The sequence below is a fragment of the Bacillus sp. V26 genome (genome assembly GCF_034296245.1).
Taxonomy (GTDB): Bacteria; Bacillota; Bacilli; order Bacillales; family Bacillaceae; genus Bacillus; species Bacillus halotolerans.
This window is the reverse complement of sequence record NZ_JAXKQF010000002.1, coordinates 458826-477516: the sequence shown is the minus strand read 5'-3', so window position 1 is coordinate 477516 and position 18691 is coordinate 458826. Positions and strand designations below refer to the sequence as shown.

The 18691-nt window shown below is 42.3% G+C and carries 17 protein-coding genes and 1 pseudogene; 6 read left to right on the top strand and 12 right to left on the bottom strand.

The genetic code is table 11. The annotated features are described in order from the left end of the window. Nucleotides 1-10: 10 nt before the first annotated feature. The 3 genes from UJ203_RS09820 to UJ203_RS09810 form a co-directional block, all read right to left on the bottom strand. Nucleotides 11-136 carry a hypothetical protein gene (locus UJ203_RS09820; protein ID WP_024121158.1) on the bottom strand — a complete coding sequence of 42 codons (126 nt, stop codon included), beginning with the start codon at nucleotides 134-136 and terminating at the stop codon, nucleotides 11-13. 89 nt (nucleotides 137-225) lie between these two features. Further along, complete coding sequence (locus UJ203_RS09815) at nucleotides 226-723, bottom strand: methylated-DNA--[protein]-cysteine S-methyltransferase (protein WP_322010325.1); 498 nt, start codon at nucleotides 721-723, stop codon at nucleotides 226-228. Then, a complete protein-coding gene (locus UJ203_RS09810) occupies nucleotides 720-2936 on the bottom strand; it encodes a PAS domain-containing sensor histidine kinase (RefSeq protein WP_024121156.1) in 2217 nt (738 codons plus the stop codon). The genes UJ203_RS09815 and UJ203_RS09810 overlap by 4 nt, the downstream gene beginning before the upstream one ends. 253 nt (nucleotides 2937-3189) lie before the next feature. On the opposite strand from UJ203_RS09810, the gene UJ203_RS09805 reads away from it, so the two are divergent. Beyond that, a complete protein-coding gene (locus tag UJ203_RS09805; RefSeq protein ID WP_322010322.1) occupies nucleotides 3190-4212 on the top strand; it encodes an acyltransferase family protein in 1023 nt (340 codons plus the stop codon). A 41-nt stretch (nucleotides 4213-4253) separates the two neighbouring features. On the opposite strand, the gene UJ203_RS09800 is transcribed toward UJ203_RS09805, so the two are convergent. The 4 genes from UJ203_RS09800 to htpX all read right to left on the bottom strand — a co-directional run bounded on the left by UJ203_RS09800 (nucleotide 4254) and on the right by htpX (nucleotide 7157). Then, nucleotides 4254-4424: a hypothetical protein gene (locus UJ203_RS09800; RefSeq protein ID WP_024121154.1), complete on the bottom strand. Its 171-nt coding sequence runs from the start codon at nucleotides 4422-4424 to the stop codon at nucleotides 4254-4256. Nucleotides 4425-4426: 2 nt separating this feature from the next. Continuing rightward, on the bottom strand, nucleotides 4427-4582 hold the full coding sequence (locus UJ203_RS09795) for a hypothetical protein (RefSeq protein WP_010333992.1): 156 nt from the start codon (nucleotides 4580-4582) through the stop codon (nucleotides 4427-4429). A 155-nt stretch (nucleotides 4583-4737) separates the two neighbouring features. Beyond that, complete coding sequence (gene ktrD, locus UJ203_RS09790; RefSeq protein WP_095713444.1) at nucleotides 4738-6087, bottom strand: Ktr system potassium transporter KtrD; 1350 nt, start codon at nucleotides 6085-6087, stop codon at nucleotides 4738-4740. Nucleotides 6088-6260: 173 nt separating this feature from the next. Beyond that, the gene (htpX, locus tag UJ203_RS09785) at nucleotides 6261-7157 is read right to left on the bottom strand and encodes a protease HtpX (RefSeq protein WP_322010319.1); all 897 of its coding nucleotides are present in this window, start codon (nucleotides 7155-7157) and stop codon (nucleotides 6261-6263) included. Between the two features lie 171 nt (nucleotides 7158-7328). Here htpX and UJ203_RS09780 point away from each other — a divergent pair, with 171 nt between their 5' ends. Together UJ203_RS09780 and sspD are read left to right on the top strand one after the other, a co-directional pair. Continuing rightward, on the top strand, nucleotides 7329-8030 hold the full coding sequence (locus UJ203_RS09780) for a DUF1836 domain-containing protein (protein WP_322010317.1): 702 nt from the start codon (nucleotides 7329-7331) through the stop codon (nucleotides 8028-8030). A gap of 133 nt (nucleotides 8031-8163) precedes the next feature. Then, nucleotides 8164-8358 carry an acid-soluble spore protein SspD gene (gene sspD, locus UJ203_RS09775; RefSeq protein WP_010333988.1) on the top strand — a complete coding sequence of 65 codons (195 nt, stop codon included), beginning with the start codon at nucleotides 8164-8166 and terminating at the stop codon, nucleotides 8356-8358. Nucleotides 8359-8368: 10 nt separating this feature from the next. Here the strand turns inward: sspD and UJ203_RS09770 are convergent, their stop codons facing one another. The 4 genes from UJ203_RS09770 to UJ203_RS09755 all read right to left on the bottom strand — a co-directional run bounded on the left by UJ203_RS09770 (nucleotide 8369) and on the right by UJ203_RS09755 (nucleotide 12240). Then, on the bottom strand, nucleotides 8369-9505 hold the full coding sequence (locus UJ203_RS09770) for an anti-sigma factor domain-containing protein (RefSeq protein ID WP_322010316.1): 1137 nt from the start codon (nucleotides 9503-9505) through the stop codon (nucleotides 8369-8371). Beyond that, nucleotides 9502-10257: an RNA polymerase sigma factor SigI gene (sigI, locus tag UJ203_RS09765; protein ID WP_024121148.1), complete on the bottom strand. Its 756-nt coding sequence runs from the start codon at nucleotides 10255-10257 to the stop codon at nucleotides 9502-9504. The genes UJ203_RS09770 and sigI overlap by 4 nt, the downstream gene beginning before the upstream one ends. 263 nt (nucleotides 10258-10520) lie before the next feature. After that, nucleotides 10521-11315 carry a TerC family protein gene (locus UJ203_RS09760; protein ID WP_044156151.1) on the bottom strand — a complete coding sequence of 265 codons (795 nt, stop codon included), beginning with the start codon at nucleotides 11313-11315 and terminating at the stop codon, nucleotides 10521-10523. A 256-nt stretch (nucleotides 11316-11571) separates the two neighbouring features. Beyond that, on the bottom strand, nucleotides 11572-12240 hold the full coding sequence (locus tag UJ203_RS09755) for a DedA family protein (protein WP_322010314.1): 669 nt from the start codon (nucleotides 12238-12240) through the stop codon (nucleotides 11572-11574). Between the two features lie 189 nt (nucleotides 12241-12429). Here UJ203_RS09755 and UJ203_RS09750 point away from each other — a divergent pair. The 3 genes and pseudogenes from UJ203_RS09750 (at nucleotide 12430) to UJ203_RS09740 (ending at nucleotide 17644) form a co-directional block, all read left to right on the top strand. Beyond that, nucleotides 12430-14831, top strand: a pseudogene (locus UJ203_RS09750) (EAL domain-containing protein). A gap of 38 nt (nucleotides 14832-14869) precedes the next feature. Next, nucleotides 14870-15805 carry a Ku protein gene (locus UJ203_RS09745; RefSeq protein ID WP_181185736.1) on the top strand — a complete coding sequence of 312 codons (936 nt, stop codon included), beginning with the start codon at nucleotides 14870-14872 and terminating at the stop codon, nucleotides 15803-15805. A gap of 3 nt (nucleotides 15806-15808) precedes the next feature. After that, a complete protein-coding gene (locus tag UJ203_RS09740) occupies nucleotides 15809-17644 on the top strand; it encodes a DNA ligase D (protein ID WP_322010310.1) in 1836 nt (611 codons plus the stop codon). Nucleotides 17645-17671: 27 nt separating this feature from the next. Here the strand turns inward: UJ203_RS09740 and UJ203_RS09735 are convergent, their stop codons facing one another. Continuing rightward, complete coding sequence (locus tag UJ203_RS09735; protein WP_106294338.1) at nucleotides 17672-18685, bottom strand: glycosyltransferase family 2 protein; 1014 nt, start codon at nucleotides 18683-18685, stop codon at nucleotides 17672-17674. Nucleotides 18686-18691 lie beyond the last annotated feature (6 nt).

Here is an 18691-nt window from a genome sequence, read left to right as displayed (position 1 = left end):
TTGGGCCGAGTCAGCGGTTTTTTTGTTTGCTCATATTCATATCGATTATTTCATCTTTTTGAGCGCTGGATAAGATATGCAGTTTTACAAGCAGCTCGGCAAAAACGGCAATTTTCTCAGAGCGGCTCGGCTTCAATTGCTTTGTCCTCCTCTTTCATCAGACCAACTTTTTTAACTTAGTAAAATCATATGTCGGCGGCGAAAAAAGGGAACGTGCCATATGTTTTATTTTTCTTTATAGGAGATTTGCTCGATGCTAAGCAAATAAGCTTTGATGTCAGTTTTGCTTCCGGCATACCCTGTTAACGTGCTGTTTTTGCCGATCACTCTGTGGCACGGGACAAATATCGGCAGGTCATTTCGTTTATTTGCCTGTCCGACAGCGCGCACTGCTTTCGGACTTCCGACCGCTACGGCAATGTCAGCATAGCTTCGTGATTCGCCATACGGAATCATGGCAAGCGCCTCCCATACTTTTTGCTGAAAAGGCGTGCCCTTTTGGCTCAATGGCAGTGAGAATATCTTTCTTTCTCCCGCAAAATATTCGTGAAGCTGCTTTTTCGCTTCTGCCAAAAAAGCCGTCTCCACCTGCTCCGTATTCTCAACAGATTCTTTCCACTGCATCAAATCTTCCTTACTGAGGAAGAGACGGGTGATGCTGCCTTCTTCCTCGACAATTGCGAGCTCCCCGAGCGGCGTTTCCGCTGTCGTATAGTAATTCATTCGTCTAACCTTCTTTCTTCAAAATTCTGCCTGACGGGAAGTGTAAGATGAAAAACAGTCCCCTTTCCTTCTTCACTTTCCACCATTATTTTGCCTTGATGTTCTTCAATAATTTTATAGCTTACCATAAGCCCGAGTCCAGTTCCCCTTTCCTTTGTTGTATAAAACGGTTCTCCTAGACGCTTTAATTTATCCTCTGTGATTCCGACTCCTTCGTCTTTCAAAGATATAAGAATATGATCCTGATCAGCTTTTTTGATCGTCACATAAATATTGCCGCCATCAGGCATGACTTCGATGGCGTTCTTTAATATATTGATAAAAACCTGTTTCAGCTGATTCGGTTCACAGTATATCGGCGGAATGTCGCCGACTAAATCCAGATGCATTTGTACATTGCTGAGATTGGCTTGCGCGTTAAGAAGGTCTAATGTGTCTTTCATAATTTGTGTCACATGTTTTTCCTCATACATGATAGCCTGGGGCTTGGCTAAAATTAAAAACTCTGTGATGATGGATTCGATGCGCTTTAATTCTGAGGTGATGACGTTGAAGTAAAGAGAATAGTCTCCCTCCACACTCCCTTTCAGGAGCTGAATGAAGCCTTTAAGAGCTGTCATTGGATTTCTGATTTCGTGAGCGATGCCGGCAGCGAGTTCTCCAACGACATGGAGAGTATCAGATTTGCGAAGACGCTCTTCCAGTTCTTTTCGCTCTGTGACATCTTTAAAGATAGCCAGGTTCATATTTTGAATAATATTTCGTTTAAACGAAAATTCTAGTTTTCGATTATCATTGCTGCTCAGCAAAAATGGAATCTCATTGTCCATTTCATCGAAATTAATCTGCCTTGCCGGCGATGCCAGATTTTCTATTTCATAGGAAGAAATAATATCAAGCAGGCTGTGTTTTTTCAGTTCTTCATGCGGCAGGCCCAAAATATTGCTCGCTAACGGGTTGGCGTCGATGATTCGGTACTGATTGTCGAATAATACGTTGCCGTCCATTGAGCCGTTGAACACTTTTCTGAATTTGAGCTCGCTTTCCCGAAGCTCCTTTTCCATCCGCTTTCGGTCACTGACATTTCTTAAAATTGTTAAGTGCTGGTTTTCAAGTATTGTCCTCTTTGAAGTAAATTCAAGCTCTTTGAACTGCCCGTTGCCCATTTGAAACAGCATCTCTTCTCTGATCTCACCGTATTTTGCATATTTTCTCTTCGTCAAGCTGTATTTCTGCTGAGAGTCTACGAGAAAATCACACAGCTTTCTTTTTAACAGCAAATTCATCGGCAGCTCAAAAATTTTACAGGCTGACTGATTGGCCTTAACGATTCTTCCGTCATTCGACCAGATGATAATGGCGTCCATGGCGTTTTCAAAAATTTCTCTGAAGCGCTCCTCACTTTTAAATAGCTGGAGTTCCATGGACCTCTTCTCTGTGATATCCCGCATAATCGACATATAAAAACCGCTGATGATGTTAGACGTAATCGTAAATTCAAACAGCTTCTGATCTCCTGAACGAAGCCTGACAGGCAGCTCGCCTTTTGCTTTTCCCTTTCGATAGAGCGTGTGCCAAATGTTATCGAAATCTTTTCGCGATCCGCTGTCTATGAATTGATACAGCGACAAATGTGACAGCTCATTCTGGTCGATTTCAAAGCTTTTGCAAAAGGACAGATTGGCATCAATAAAGCCGCCGTCTTTATCAAATAAAACGATTCCGTCGACAGCTCTGTCAAACAAGTCCTTAAAAAGCTGTTCATTCATGGAAAATTCCCGCTCCAAAATTTTCTTTGAAGAAATGTCTCTCATAACGACAAAAAAGAAATCCTCGCCAATCCCTCTTTTGGCAAGAAACTCAATATATTTTGTCGCTCCGCTGTCCAGCCTGATCGGAACCTCCTTCCACAGAAAACCTTTCTTAAAAAACTTCTTCACGGAAAGGTCCAGCTCATCCTTTGGAATAGAAAACAAAAAATCAAAAACGGAACGCTTTTTCAAACCTTCCGCATCTACTTGAAGCATCCTCGCTGTTGCTTCATTTGCCTGCACGATTTTCATTTCATTATCGCATATAAAAATAGCATCGAGCGTATTGTTCACAATCACTTGATGCTGATGTAATTCTTTTTTCAGCCGATCATTTTCTTGTTTGAGGCGCTTCAGTTCCTCTTTCAGATCTGAATTTGTCTCGACATCGAGAGTTTCCATGCGTAAACACTCCTTCTTCAAAACCTATCCCTCAATATTTCTACATATTGCATGAACTTCCTTCATTCGCCCTATACATTTCAGAAAATTTCAGCGTGATTACATAAAGAAGACATTTTCAACGATCCTTACCGTCACTTTACATCGTCCTAACAATCAGACATTTTTTCAAATCCTTTTTGATCTTTTATTTTAAAATAAATACCAACAGGGAATAATCTTTTAGTGACTGATTTAAAGAGAAGGTGATGCTATGAGTAAATCGCGAGACAGTTATTTTGACAATGCAAAATTCTTATTGATATTCCTTGTTGTATTCGGTCATATTCTTCGATCTTTTATTCATGATAACAATTTTATGCTCTACCTCTACAAGTTCATTTACACGTTCCACATGCCTGCCTTTATTCTTGTATCCGGTTATTTCGCCAAAGGTTTTAAACGCGCCGGATATGTGAAAAAGCTGGCGGTCAAGCTGATTATTCCATATTTGATTTTCCAAAGCATCTATTCCGTCTTTTATTACATTATTCAAGACGAAAGCATGACAAATGTGAATCCGATTGATCCGCAATGGTCGTTATGGTTTCTGGTAAGCTTATTTTTCTGGAATATCCTGCTCTATCCTTTTTCAAAGCTTTCTAAGCATTGGGCGCTGTTTGTCAGCTGCGGCATCGCCGTGCTGATCGGCTATCTCGACTTTGTCAGCAGCACACTGAGCCTGTCCCGGACATTTGTATTCTTGCCGATGTTCCTTGTCGGATTTTACTCGAATAAACATCACTTTGATTTACTGCGATCAAAACGAGGCAAACAGATTGCGCTCGGTGTGCTCGCCGCCGTATTTGTCATCTGCTGGGGCATCGATTTTGACTATTCATGGCTGTTCGGCTCTAAGCCGTACTCATCATTTGGCGATGTCACCTTGGCAAGCGGCCTCTCGCGAATCGGCTGGTATGTACTTGCCTTTGCGGCAACCTTTAGCTTTTTAGCTCTTGTTCCGCAAAAACGCTATTTCTTTACTAAGTGGGGAACAAGGACATTTTACGTATACCTGCTCCACGGATTTATCATTAAAACACTCAGGCAGGTCGGGCTTGAGGATGGACTCACTGACTATCAAAACTTAGTCATCCTGCTGCTCTTAACTGCAGCACTTACCTCCATTCTCTCAAGCAATTTCGTCAAAACGGTTGCTCAGCCGTTCATTGAACTGAGAATGACAGGCTTGATGCAGCTAGTCAGAGGAAGCAGCAAAAATGCCTATTTAAAATAGCATAACACCTCTTAAGCGGCATGCCGCCTAAGAGGTGTTTTTTATTTTTGTTTTTTCTCTTTTTTCTTTTTCGGCTTTGTTACTTCAAGGGTTTCAATGATTTTCCCGGCGTTGTAATCCCCAAGCTCACTTGAGAATTCTTCCTCAAGCACCTTCTTATTCATCGGCTTTTTATGATTCTGCATGTCTTTGCTGTGCTGGTTCTTTTTCATGATCACGCGCCTCCTTGCTGACCTTGTTTGGAATTGCGATTGGCCCCTCGGAAATTCGGGTCGTCGTGATATTGAGTCTTATATGCATTTCTGTCCATACTCTCAGTCGGTGTATTGTTATTTTTTATGGCTTCATTGACCTCAGCCTTACGTTTCATAGAAATCCTCCTCGCCAGTATTTTTAATTTTTATTTCGCTTGAAAATGCAGGCCAGCTGATTAACTGCAGCTGATTGTGTTAGGTTCTCCAACTGGTGCCGGGTCACACATCTTTTTTTTGGCAATAAAAAAAACACCGCAAATGCGGTGTTTCATTATCCGATAATCACTCTTTCCTTCGGATAATGGTAATTTGCTTCAATTTCTTTTCTTCCGATCAGATAAAGGAAGGTCAATATTCCGATCCGCCCGATAAACATGACGATCATAATGACACATTTTCCTACGTTGCTCAAATCAGCGGTAATGCCAAGGGACAGACCAGTCGTTCCAAAGGCCGAACATACCTCAAACAAAAGCTCCAGCAGAGAATGCTTTTCTGTCACTGTAAGGATCAGTGTCGCTCCAAAAACGAGCAAAATCGCCATCATTGTGACCACAAGAGACTTCATCAGATCTGCTGGGTGCAGCTCCCGTTTGAATACTTTTACCGCTTTATTGCCGCGTGCAAAATGAAACAGCGCAAGCAGATTCAAGGCAAAAGTTGTTGTCCTTATGCCTCCTCCGACTGAGCTTGGTGACGCACCGATAAACATCAGCGCGCACATAAAAAACAACGTGGGATCCGACAGCTGGCTGATATCAATTGTTGCAAGCCCGCCGCTTCGGGTAGCTGTTGATTGAAACAAGGATAGAAACAAAATATCATGCCATGCCTTCCCTGCAAACGAGTGGCTTGCTTCCAGCGCATAGATGCCGATGGCGCCAAACACTACGAGTGAGCCAAACATAATGGTCGTGATTTTTGTAAAAAGCGTAAACGGATATCTCCGATGCTTCGAAAACAAGAAGTCCTTTACTTCGACAAGCACCGGAAAGCCGATCGCTCCGAATATGATCAAAAGCATCGTAATAAACTGCACAAAATAATCATGGCGGAATGGAACCATGGAATTTCCTGTAATATCAAACCCGCCATTTGTGGTTGCGCTGACACTTGCAAAAAACCCGTGTAAATAAGCTTCCTGAAAGGAATCATAGTAGGTTAAAAAATAAGTGCCAAGTATGATTCCTCCAAAAAATTCAATCCACAATATAAGAAAAAGAACCTGCTTCATTAAATTGACAATACCTGAAAACTGGGATTGGTTTTGGTCTACCATAATCAATTTCCGTTCTTTAAGGCCGATTCTTTTTCCCATGATCAGCCAAATAAACGTTCCGAGCGTCATAATCCCGATTCCGCCAAATTGCAGAACAAATGCCAAAATAAAAATGCCTGTAGTGCTGAATGTATCAGCTGTATCCACAACCGTCAGCCCCGTGACGCTGACTGAACTGACAGCCGTAAAAAGCGCGTCAATAAAAGTCCAATCCGCTCCCTGCTTATGGGCAGCCGGCAGGCTCAGCAATATCAGGGCCACAGTTACTGCGAGAAAGTAATATAATGCAATCAGCTGGGCCGGAGATAATGCCTGTATCAATTTTCCAAGCTTTACTCTCATGTGAAATCCTTCTGCCTCTCTTTTAAAGTACGGTAATTATTCTAAAGATATTAGATCCATTTTTAAAGGCTTTTGCGAAACATTTTCTTAACTTGCATATTTTTTTATTATTTTAGTCAAAGTGAAACAGAAAAAAAACCTCTGAGGGTTCTCAGAGGAAGGATGTTTTTAATTTATTTTGCTTCTAATCGTCTGATTCTTTCATCTAAATCAGGATGAGTAGAGAAAAGCGATGACCGCTTCTTGCCATTAATCTTTAGTGTTTGGACAGCTGTCTGATCTTCTTCCATGATGCGGGAAGAATAGCTCTTAAGCGTTCGAAGAGCATGAATCATCTTATCCTTGCCGGCAAGATCCGCTCCTCCCCGGTCAGCATGGAATTCACGGTGGCGTGAATACGCAAAAACAACGAGGCTTCCGAGAATTGAAAAGACAATCTGAAACACAATCATTGCGATAAAATGAACAATCGGAGCAAGATCTTCCTTAACAAAGCGGCTCGCGATCCATGCAGCAATCCGTGATAAAAAGACGACAAAGGTATTCACAATACCTTGTAAAAGCGTCATTGTCACCATATCACCATTTGCAATATGAGCGACCTCATGGGCAAGCACACCTTCAACCGCAGCATCATCCATTTGATCAAGCAGGCCTGACGACACAGCGACAAGAGAGCGGCGTTTTGAAGGGCCAGTCGCAAACGCGTTCACTTCGGATGAGCGGTAAATTCCGACCTCCGGCATCTTCGTTAAGCCGGCAGAGCGGCTTAATCTATAAACACGGTCAACCAATTGCTGCTCTTCATGGCTAAGTGTATGTTTTTCCGGATTCAGTACTCTGACGCCCATCATTGTCTTTGCCATCCATCTGGACATCGCAAGAGACATAAAGGAACCGACAAAACCGACGACTAAACTGAATACAAGAAGCGCAATAGGATCTATACCGCCATCAGCTGTAAAGTACGTCCCAACTCCAGTGACAGAGCTTATGACAGATAAAACAATTCCGATCGTTGTAAGCACCAAAATATTCGTTAAAATAAACAGAAAAATTCTTTTCGCCATAATAACCTCCGTTATTTTTAAGATCAAATGAACCTGTATATTTAAATTATAAAACATCTGTTTGAAAATGCAAGGATTTAGACGTATGATGTTAATGTATTGCGGACGCTTTAATAGTGCATTTATACATAGAAATTATATCCGCGTCAAATTGTCTTGAAGAGGTGAACAATGAATATTTTTAAACTCACTCGAATGGAGATGGTACGGCTGCTCTATTCCCTTAAAGGCCTGGGAGACATGAGCCCGCTCGACATCCTCGTTAAATCGGCGAATATGTCAGCGGAAGAAGCGGCAAGCCATCTTCAAATTCCAGAATTTCTTACAAGATATGAACGAAAAAAACAGAAAAAAGAATACGGCCTGTCAACCAACGAAATCGTTGAGCTTGGCAATTTATGCGAGCTGACTTCGTTAAAGTCAACCGCGATTCAAAATTGGGTGAAACGCGATATCAAAGATCTCATTGGCCATCCTGAGCTGGGTAAAAAGTATTCAGTTGAACAGGCAGTGATTCTTTTAATTGTACGTGACCTAAAATCCATTTATGACTTTGAACACATACGAGCTATCTTAAAAGTTGCTTTTAACACTATCTCAGACAGATCTGATGATGTCATCAGCCCGTTAGCGTACTATGAAAGCTGCGCGCATGTGCTGCATGCCATTTATCACCAAGATACTCCTTCCATGAAGGAATCAAATCTCCAGCAGATTGTCGAACAGGAAACAGACCTTCTTCGTCACCATTTTGAAGAGCTGAGTGACGCTCAATGGGTCAAAATCAGGCAGATTATTGCCATTACAGTTCTCTCCATTTTGACGTTCCATATTCAGGCGACCGCGAACAAAATGACCGCTGACATACTGTAATCAGGATGTACCCCCGGCAAATTGCCGGGGGTTTCTTATTCCCCCACAACAATTGCCAGCATAAATAAACCCCGTACATTTCAAACTAAATACGCGTTAAGAATTTCTTAATAGAAAAAGGAGATGAAAAAAGATGGCGAGCAGAAATAAACTCGTTGTTCCAGGGGTGGAGCAGGCACTAGACCAATTTAAACTTGAAGTGGCTCAAGAATTCGGTGTGAACCTTGGTTCTGATACAGTTTCACGCGCTAACGGCTCTGTAGGCGGGGAAATGACAAAGCGTCTGGTTCAGCAGGCACAATCACAGCTAAATGGCACAAATAAATAAACTCAGGACTCTATTCGCCGGGGGCACTCGGCGAATCTTCTGTTTGAGCTGATTCATTATTGCTGCTGTAGCCATTTGGGTTACGGTGGTAAGAAGCATTATCCCGATTAGATGAGGAATGATCCTTTCCTTTTTCACCGTTATTCCAATTTTTGCGATTTTTGCTATTCTGTTCACCATTGTCTTCTTCTTCATTTCCGTTATCTTGAGGAACTTGTGTAGGGGTTTGCTCAGTATCCCCATCTTTTTCAACTTTCGTGTTTTCATCTGATTCCTTTACATCTTTATTCTGTTCACTATCATCATTCTGCGTGTCAGTTGTATCTTCTTTCTGTGAATCCGTATCATCCAGCTGTTCATTTTCTCCTTGTTTGCTGTCCTGATCGTCTGTCTGATCCGTGTTTTCTTCCTCGCTGCCGGTATTTTTTTGATCCTCTTCCCCGGATTTTTGAGAATCTTCATTTGGATCTTTCATGTTATTCTTTTCATTCGATTTTATGTAGCTGCCTGTTGATACGCCTTCCTTTTTTGCTTTTTCTCTCGTTTTCATATCTGTTTCGAGAGATTCCATGCGGTATGTCGTTTTATATTTTTCCGTTACATCATTCAGCTGCTTTTTTACTCCTGATTTATATGTATCGTCATCCGTATTTTCATAAACAGTGGAAATCAATATTTCTTTCGATTCCTTTACATATCCATGCTCGCTGCAATCCGTAATAATATCGTCTATCACCTTTTTAAAATCAGTCTCCTCCCAATCATCGATGTCACTGATAACCTTCTTGCCGTCATCATTTAAGGGCGTCAGTTCGATCACTTCGTAATCGCTGTTTAACGCCATTTCGAAGCTTGGATTGATATCTATTGTCATATACGCATAGGCCTTGTCATTAGAGAAAACGGGGAGAATAATAAAAATAAAAAGCATAATAGCAGTCATCGAAAAAATCCCCATTTTGAAAGGGCGCAGTCTTAAAACATCAAAAAAGCTGGCCCTTCTGCCCATGCGTGTCTCACTCGGAAGCATGATTTCTTCTCCGATTTCATATGTTTGGCGATCATTTTTTGCTTTTAAAAATTGTCCGTCAGGGGTCAGCAACGTGACGAATTTTTTATTTTTCTCTACTATGATCCCTCTTCTCATGAGTGCAGCACCCCTTTAAGATAATCTTTTAAATAAATATAATCACCGGTAATGATAATGCACATTGCAATGATATATTTTCTGTTTCGCTCAATCGTTTTTCTGCTTACTGAAACGAGCTGTTCGAGCTGTTTAACAGGAAGCTGTTTCTTCGTATAAAGAATCGCAGCTAATTCTTCATGCTCGACAAGGGTGAGCGCCACCTTTATGGCGTTTTGCCTTGCGTCCGCATGCTTTGGAGAATGTTCAAGCAGCTCTTGAAATGAAAGACCGTAGTCTCTGAGCTGCTTTTGAAAATACAGAATTTCCTCCCGCCTCTGTTCCTGTTCTATCTGGCGGCGGTATTCATCAATAGAAAGCTCGGCTTCAATCAGGCTTTGTGAGGATTCCTGATCGTCACCCTCCTGTAAGTCCATATTAATATTTTGAGCGGTTCTTGCTTCTTTTCTAATGTAATCAATGACTTTTCTTTTTATAATAAGCTCTGCGAATGCGAGCAGCGAATTTCCTTTTTCAGGTGAGTACTTTTCAATAGCTTCGTTAAATGCAATCAGTCCGATGCTGAACTCATCGTCTTTTTCATCTATATATCGTTTACAAACGGATGAAACCGTCTTTGCGATAAATGGCTTATATTGCTGTATCAACTCGTTTTGCAGATCTTTATTGCCTTTTTGTATGCTTTCAACAGATTTTTCAAGCGTTTGCTTCTTTTTTCCCAATTTAAACAAAAGGCTAAGCACTGGTTTCACCTCAGTTCCTCCCTATAACTACTCATTAATGATAGCTAATTTGATAGGGAATCGCAAAGGAGAAAAAGAAATATTGATTTCCAATGTCTCAATTATGACAATCCATTCTCACGTACTATACAGGTTTTCGTGCCTTTAAAGAGAATTTTGGGGGTTTTAAAAGAGGTTTTTGTAACAAAGCTGTTATAAAAATGTTATTTTATTTCGTCTGTGAAAACGCTTCAAACATGAAAAGACTCTGCTTTTCAGCAGAGTCTTTATGATTAAGCCCTTTCTTGGCTTCTGTCATTTTGTTCGTTTTGTGCGTCTTCCGCCTGTTTTTTTGAGCCTGACATAAACCAGCCGCAAACTGCGATCGCCGCTAAGACACCCCAGAAAATCAGCTTCCATGTCCCTGAGTGGATAAAGTGCGAGGACACTATGGCGATGTCATCATGTGCGAGTGTATATAAAGCAAGCTTTACCCCGACCCATCCGACAATAACAAAAGCTGCGGTTTCTAGGCTTGGACGTTCCTTTAAAAGCTTAACAAACATCGATGCTGCAAACCGCATAATCACCAGTCCGATAATGCCTCCGGCCAAAATAACGAAGAATTGTCCTCCATCAAGTCCGCCGATCTTTGGAAGTGAAGTTCCCGGCAGCGTAACCGCCAGAGCGACGGCCGCTAAGATGGAGTCAACAGCAAAAGCGATATCTGCCAGCTCAACCTTTAATACAGTCGGCCAAAATCCGCTTTGCTTCGTCACCTTATGATTGTCTTCTTTCTTAAATACATATCTTTTGAGCAAGTGGCTTGCTGCAATATACAGCAAGTAGATCGCGCCAATGGCTTGAACCTGCCATACGTTCACCAAAAAAGAAATAGCGAATAAAGAGCCAAATCGCAGAACAAAGGCGCCTGCCAGCCCGTAAAACAATGCCTTCTTTCTTTGCTCCTCCGGCAGATGTTTTACCATAACCGCCATCACTAAAGCGTTATCGGCGGCTAAAATACCTTCCAGCCCGATCAAGACGAGAAGAACCCAACCATACTCCAATAATAATGCTGCATCCATAAATGATACCCTCCCAAAAAAGTTGTTTTCTTTCTCTTCATCCGATCTTATGCCGGCCGGACATGCAAAAAAGACCTTTGCCGACATAAGGCAAAGGTCTTGCTAGACATGAATTCAGGCATGCCAACAAAGCCGATGGATATCACTATCCATGAAATGACGACTTTGTTTCCGGAACATTCCGGACGCTACTCCCCTTTGGGATTTCAAGAAATATCATATTATATGTCAATGATATGCGGAGAGAGCTTATTTGTCAACGCTTATTTTTTAAAAAAACTGAAAAATGTTCAGACTGAATTCGTTTTTTCCTCTTCTTTATCAGTAAATAAAGAACAAACAAGATCAAAATGGCGATCCCGATCGGAAGCATATATTGGTCTAGAATAGAGCCAACGTCTTTCCAATTCTCTCCGAGCTTCACACCGAGATATACATAAACAAATGTGATCGGAAGCATGGCGATAAACGTGTAAAGAGAAAACAACCAGACATTCATTTTTGCGATGCCGCATGGTATAGAAATCAGTGTGCGGATCCCCGGCAGGAAGCGGCCGCTGAAAGCGACAAAACCGCCATGTTTTTTAAAAAATTCATCCGATTTGTCAAGAGCCTCAGGCTTTATAAAGAGGTACTTTCCGAAACGTTCAAGAAACGGCCTGCCTCCATAGCGCCCGATCCAATACAGGGTGAGCGGACCGGCGACTCCCCCTAATGATCCTGCCAGAACAGCGCCGGCAAGCGTCATGTCACCTTTCGATACCCAATACCCAGCAAGCGGAAGGACAATTTCGGCCGGAATAAATTCAATACAGAGCGCCAGAAAAATTCCGAAATAAGATAAGCTTTTAAATGCTTCTATCCAGGACATAACCAATTCTTCGATCATCTTCACTTCCCTTTTCCCTGATCTATGTATACACATTTTTGTTTTTCACTCAAAACATCAAAATGATTTTAACATATTTTTGACGGTCAGCAGAACTAAAAACAGAGAATCTTCATTTCAAGCGTTTTTCTGACAATTCCTCCAGGCATATAGACTGAAATTCTTTAGCTGGCAGCCGATATTAAGGAGAGTCAACAAGACAGGAACACACGGGGGAATCTCCATATGGAATTACACGCAACGTATAATACAACACTCATATGTTTATCTATTCTGATTGCTTGCGCAGCATCGTTCACTTCCCTTGAACTTTCACGAAAAGTCACCATTCATACAGGATTAAAAAGCAAGGTGTGGCTGATTGCAGGCTCTATCATTATGGGCTTTGGGATTTGGTCCATGCATTTTATCGGCATGATGGCTGTTCATACGGAGATGCCGATGCATTATGAACTGGCGCCTTTAGTTGCCTCGATTGCAGCTGCTGTTTCTGGATCATTTGTTTCTTTATATATCGTCAGCCGTTATATCCTAACCTTTTACAGACTGCTTACAGGATCGGTGGTGCTGGGTGCATCGATTTCATCTATGCATTATATCGGAATGTCTTCCATTTCCCGGGTAATGATGATGTATGAACCGCTGCTTTTTACATTATCCATTGTCATTGCCATTGGAGCATCTTTCGTCTCACTAAAGATTTTCTTTGACTTGTCCATGAAAAAACCTGCAGACCATTTGCTGATTTATAAAATAATCAGTGCCTTAATAATGGGAATTGGCATATCGGGAATGCATTATACAGGAATGATGGCCGCTACATTTTATGAGGATGTTGCACCTCCCAATCATCATATGGAAGTCCATACATTCGATTGGTCTATTCTGATTGCCTTAATCGTCTTCTGTATTCAAACGTTATTATTATTCAGTTCTCATACTGATCGAAAATTCATGAAACAAAATGAACGCATGAAGGATAACGAACAGCGGTTTCAATCTTTAATCATTCATAATATTGATGCGATCTTTATCCTGTCATTAAAAGGAGATATTATTTCTTCTAATCATGCTGGTGAGGATATGATGAATAATTTCGGCCTAAACCATCAAAATTGGAATCATTATATGTCGCCAAGAATCAATGCGCTTTTTAAGCAGGTCAAAGGCGAAAAACAAGCCATTAACAGCGATACCAATCTCATGACGGACAAAGGCCAGTTTCATTTGAATATTACGTTTATTCCTGTTGAGGTGAACCAAGAACTGGACAGCATATATGTCATCTGTAAAGATGTGACAAAACAGTACAGAGCCGAAAAAAAATCCATAGAATGGCTCATTATGACTCACTTACAGATTTACCCAACAGAAGACATGCGATCTCCCACCTAACAAAGGTCTTGAATCGCGAGCATGCCTTGGATTATAACACCGTGGTATTTTTCTTAGATTTGAACCGGTTTAAAGTGATAAATGACGCATTAGGCCATAATGTCGGCGATCAGCTGCTCCAGCTCGCGGCTAAACGGCTTTCATCCGTTATACCTGATAATGGATTTATCGCACGGCTTGGGGGTGACGAATTCATTATTATTTTGACTGACTCCAATACCGGAACGGGAGAAGCCGATGTTTTGGCTAAAAAAATCATTCAGCAATTCAAAAAGCCATTTAAAATTCAGGAACACACCCTTATTACATCCGTCAGCATCGGAATTGCGATTTCTCCTAAAGACGGAACAGACGGCCCTGAATTGATGAAAAAAGCAGATATGGCAATGTATGCGGCCAAAGAGCGAAACAAAAGCAAATACAGATACTACTCTTTCTCAATCGGCAATAAAGAAACCGTCAAGCTTAATCAAGAAATGGAGCTGAGGGAAGCGATTAATAACAAGAGATTTGTCTTGCATTATCAGCCGCAATTCAGTACAAGAGATCAAAAAATGACAGGTGCTGAAGCGCTCATACGCCTTGTCACTCCCGACGGCAACCTGCGTCCGCCTGGAGAATTCATCGGTGTTGCCGAAGAAACCGGCCTTATTATTGATATTGGAAAGTGGATTATTGATGAGGCGTGCAGGCAGGCAAAAGTCTGGCACGACAAAGGATTTGATCTTTCTGTCGCCATTAATATTTCCGCCAGACAGTTTCAATCGGAGGAACTGATTCCGCTCATCAAGAATACACTTTCTAAATACATGCTTCCCCCTCGCCTTCTTGAAGTTGAAGTAACAGAAAGCATGACTATGGATAATCTTGACCACTCCAAAAAGGTTCTATCTTCTTTAACCAAATTAGGCATCAGGATCAGCATTGACGATTTTGGCACGGGGCATAGTTCTCTAAGCTATTTAAAGGACTTTCCGATCCACAGGCTGAAAATCGATAAATCATTCATCGATGATATTCAGACACACCCGAAATCAGAACAAATTACCGGCGCCATTATTGCCATGGGCCATCAGCTGTCTTTACAAGTCATTGCCGAAGGCGTGGAAAACTCCGGCCAAAAACAGCTGCTTGACGAAAAAGGCTGTGACCATTTACAGGGCTTCTTTTTCAGCAGGCCGATACCGCCCGAACAGCTTGAACACTTGATATTGAACCAGCCGCCGCGTTAACAGCGCCGGCTGTTTTTTATACCCATAAGTTACTACACATGAATCACCCCTCTCATCTCCACAATAATGAAAAAAAGGGGTTCATCGATATGCATACAATGTGGAAGGGATCCATCAGCTTCGGTTTGGTGAATATCCCCATCAAGCTTTATGCCGCCACAGAAGACAAAGACATCAAACTGAGAAGCCTTCATAAAGAAGATCATGCGCCAATAAAATATGAAAAAATGTGCACCAACTGCGAAAAAACGCTCAGCCCTGACGAAATTGTGAAGGGATATGAATACGTAAAAGGAAAATATGTCGTGCTGACTGATGAAGATTTAAAAAGCTTAAAGCAGGAGCATGAAGAGAAAGCGGTTGAAATTGTCGATTTTGTTCAGCTGCAGGAAATTGACCCGATATATTTTAACCGCTCCTACTTTGTCGGACCCGGAGATAACGGTACGAAAGCCTATACTCTTCTTCGCGAGGCGCTTCGATCCACCGGAAAGATCGGGATCGCCAATATGACGATCAGGTCGAAACAGCAGCTTGCCATTCTCCGCGTATATGAAAATTGCATCGTAATGGAATCCATCCATTATCCCGATGAGGTCCGTAGTGCTGCCCACGTACCCGGAGTGCCTGATCAATCAAATGTAAATGATAAAGAATTGCAAACCGCCATTACACTGATAGATGAGCTGACAACTGAATTTCAGCCGGAACAATATGAGGACACGTATCGAAAAGCCTTGCTGCAAAGAGTCAATGATAAGCTGGAAAATAAAGAAACAGCCGTCACTCCTGACAAAGCGCCTCCTCGTGAGGATGTGATCGACCTGGTCAGCGCACTTCAAGCCAGCATCGATCGAACCAAAAGGCCGAACCGAGAAAAACCAGCGGCAGCACCTGCCGAAGACGGAGAACCGAAAGGAGCCGGAGAAAAAAAGCAGAAAACCACTAGAAAAAAAGTCTCCGGCACATCATAACCAATGGCGTTTACCATGCAGCCCGTCCTTACTGCGTCACCTCCAAAAGGAGCGGAATGGCGTTACGAAGTAAAATATGACGGGTTTCGCTGTATTCTCCGCATTAATACGTCAGGCGTGACATTAACGAGCAGAAATGGCTTAGAGCTTAACAGCACCTTCCCTGAAATTGCTAACTTTGCCGAAACTGCTTTTCAGCATATAGAAAAGGAACTTCCGTTAACACTTGACGGAGAAATCGTGTTTTTGGCGAATCCATTCCGTTCAGATTTTGAACATATTCAAGTGCGGGGACGTTTGAAACGGCCGGACAAGATACAGGAATCCGCAAACTCTCGGCCTTGCTGCTTTCTCGTATTTGACCTTTTGGAACGAAGCGGAGAAGATGTATCGACTTATTCCTATATTGACCGAAAAACATCGCTGCATGAGCTGATGTCTGCTGCAAAGCTCCCTGCTGAGCCAAATCCTTATGCAAAGGAAACCATTCAGTATATCCCCTCCTACCAGCACTTCAATCCGATTTGGGAGAAGGTAATAAAGTATGACGGAGAGGGAATTGTAGCGAAAAAAATCAACAGCAAATGGCTCGAAAAAAAACGGTCATCTGATTGGCTGAAATATAAAAACTTTAAACATGCCGATGTTTGTATCACAGGATTTAATCCTCACAATGGATTTCTGACGGTTTCTGTGTTAAAAAACGGTGTAATGACGCCTGTCGCCTCTGTATCACATGGGATGAGCGAGGAAGAAAAAAATGCAATACGCGCGATTATGGAACAGCACGGACATAAAACAGCATCAGGTGAATATACGCTCGAACCATCGATCTGCGCTACTGTCCAGTACTTAACGATTTTACAAGGCACGCTAAGAGAGGTTTCGTTTGTCGAATTTCAATTTCAAATGGACTGGACCGACTGCACCTTTGCACAGCTTGTGCGCCGCTCAAAGCCGGTTCATCCAAAACTGCAGTTTACAAGCCTGGATAAAATCATATTTGAAAAGCATAAAAAAACAAAAGAAGATTTCATCCAGTATATGATTGAAATCAGCGACTACCTGTTCCCGTTTCTCAAAGACCGTGCTGTCACGGTTATTCGCTATCCGCACGGATCAAGGGGCGAATCCTTTTTCCAAAAAAATAAGCCGGATTATACACCGGACTTTGTCCAATCCTTTTTTGACGGTAGCCATGAACATGTTGTCTGTAAGGACCTGTCCACCTTATTGTGGCTTGCCAATCAGCTCGCTTTAGAGTTTCATGTTCCTTTTCAAACGATTACAAGCAGAAGGCCGGCAGAGATTGTCATTGATTTAGATCCCCCGTCCCGAGATGACTTTCTGATGGCTGTTCAGGCAGCAAATGAACTCAAACGGCTCTTTGAATCCTTCGGCATCACATCGTATCCGAAGCTTTCCGGCAACAAGGGGATTCAGCTTTACATTCCCTTGTCACCAGAAGCATTTACGTACGAGGACACACGCCAATTTACACAGCTGATTGCCGAATATTGTACCAATGCATTTCCGGATCTATTTACTACCGAACGCCTGATCAAAAACAGGCATGGAAAATTGTATCTCGATTATTTGCAGCATGCTGAAGGAAAAACGATTATCTGCCCCTATTCCACCAGGGGAAACGAGCTTGGCACCGTAGCGGCGCCGCTGTATTGGCACGAGGTGCAGCCATCTTTGACACCGGCGATGTATACAATCGATACCGTCGTTGACCGGGTCAAGAAACACGGATGCCCGTTTTATGAATTTTACCGCAATCCGCAGGATGAACCTCTTGCCGCTATTTTGAATCAGCTGAAGAAAAAGAGCTGACTTATCCGGTCAGCTCTTTTTGTTGTTTCAACTGTATTTTTTCTCCAAACGCTCACTTTCCTGGCGCTGCAGCGGGCTCAAGGGTTCATTATACAAATCGATATCAACCGCATACTTCGGCCGTCTTTTCACTTCAGAGAAAATCGTTCCGATATATTCGCCGATAATCCCGATACCCATGAGCTGCAATCCGCCCAGAAACCAAATGGAGATGATGAGAGATGCCCAGCCCGCATTTGTGTGGCCGAGCATTTTTTGAATGACTGCTCCAATCCCCGCCATGGCGCTTACCAAAAATAATAGAAAACCCAAAAGCGTAAAAAAGCGAATCGGGGCCACACTGAAGGATGTAATTCCGTTAAATGCGAATGAAAGCATTTTTTTCAGCGGATATTTCGTTTTTCCGGCAAAACGTTCTTTGCGGTCATACAAGACTTCGGCTGACCTGAAGCCGATCATAGGAACGATGCCCCTTAAAAACAAATTGGCTTCCGGATAGCGCGCGAGTTCTTCAAGCGCCCTTTTATTCATTAAGCGAAAATCGGCATGATTGTAAATTAACTTAATCCCAAGCTTATTCATGAGCCGGTAAAACCCTATAGCGGTCGTGCGCTTAAAAAAGGTATCGGTTTTCCGGCTGCGGCGCACGCCGTACACGATTTCAAAACCATCGTGATATTTCAGCATAAATTCTCTGATAACAGAGATATCATCCTGCAGGTCGGCATCAATCGAAATCACGCAGTCTGATTTTTGCTTTGCTTTATGCAGACCTGCTAAAAGCGCTTTTTGATGACCGACATTGCAGGCTAATTTTAAACCGGTTACCTTCTTGTTTTTCACACTTTCCATGGCAATCAAAGACCAGGTGCGGTCTTTGCTGCCGTCATCAACAAATAAAATTTTACTGTCTTCTGATATCATTTTTTCTTCCATTAAGCTGTTTACAACCTCCGTCAGCTGACGGCTTGTCTCTTTAAATACTTCCTCTTCATTGAAACACGGAACGACGATGGTTAACACTGGCTGTGGCTGTTTCAATCGATA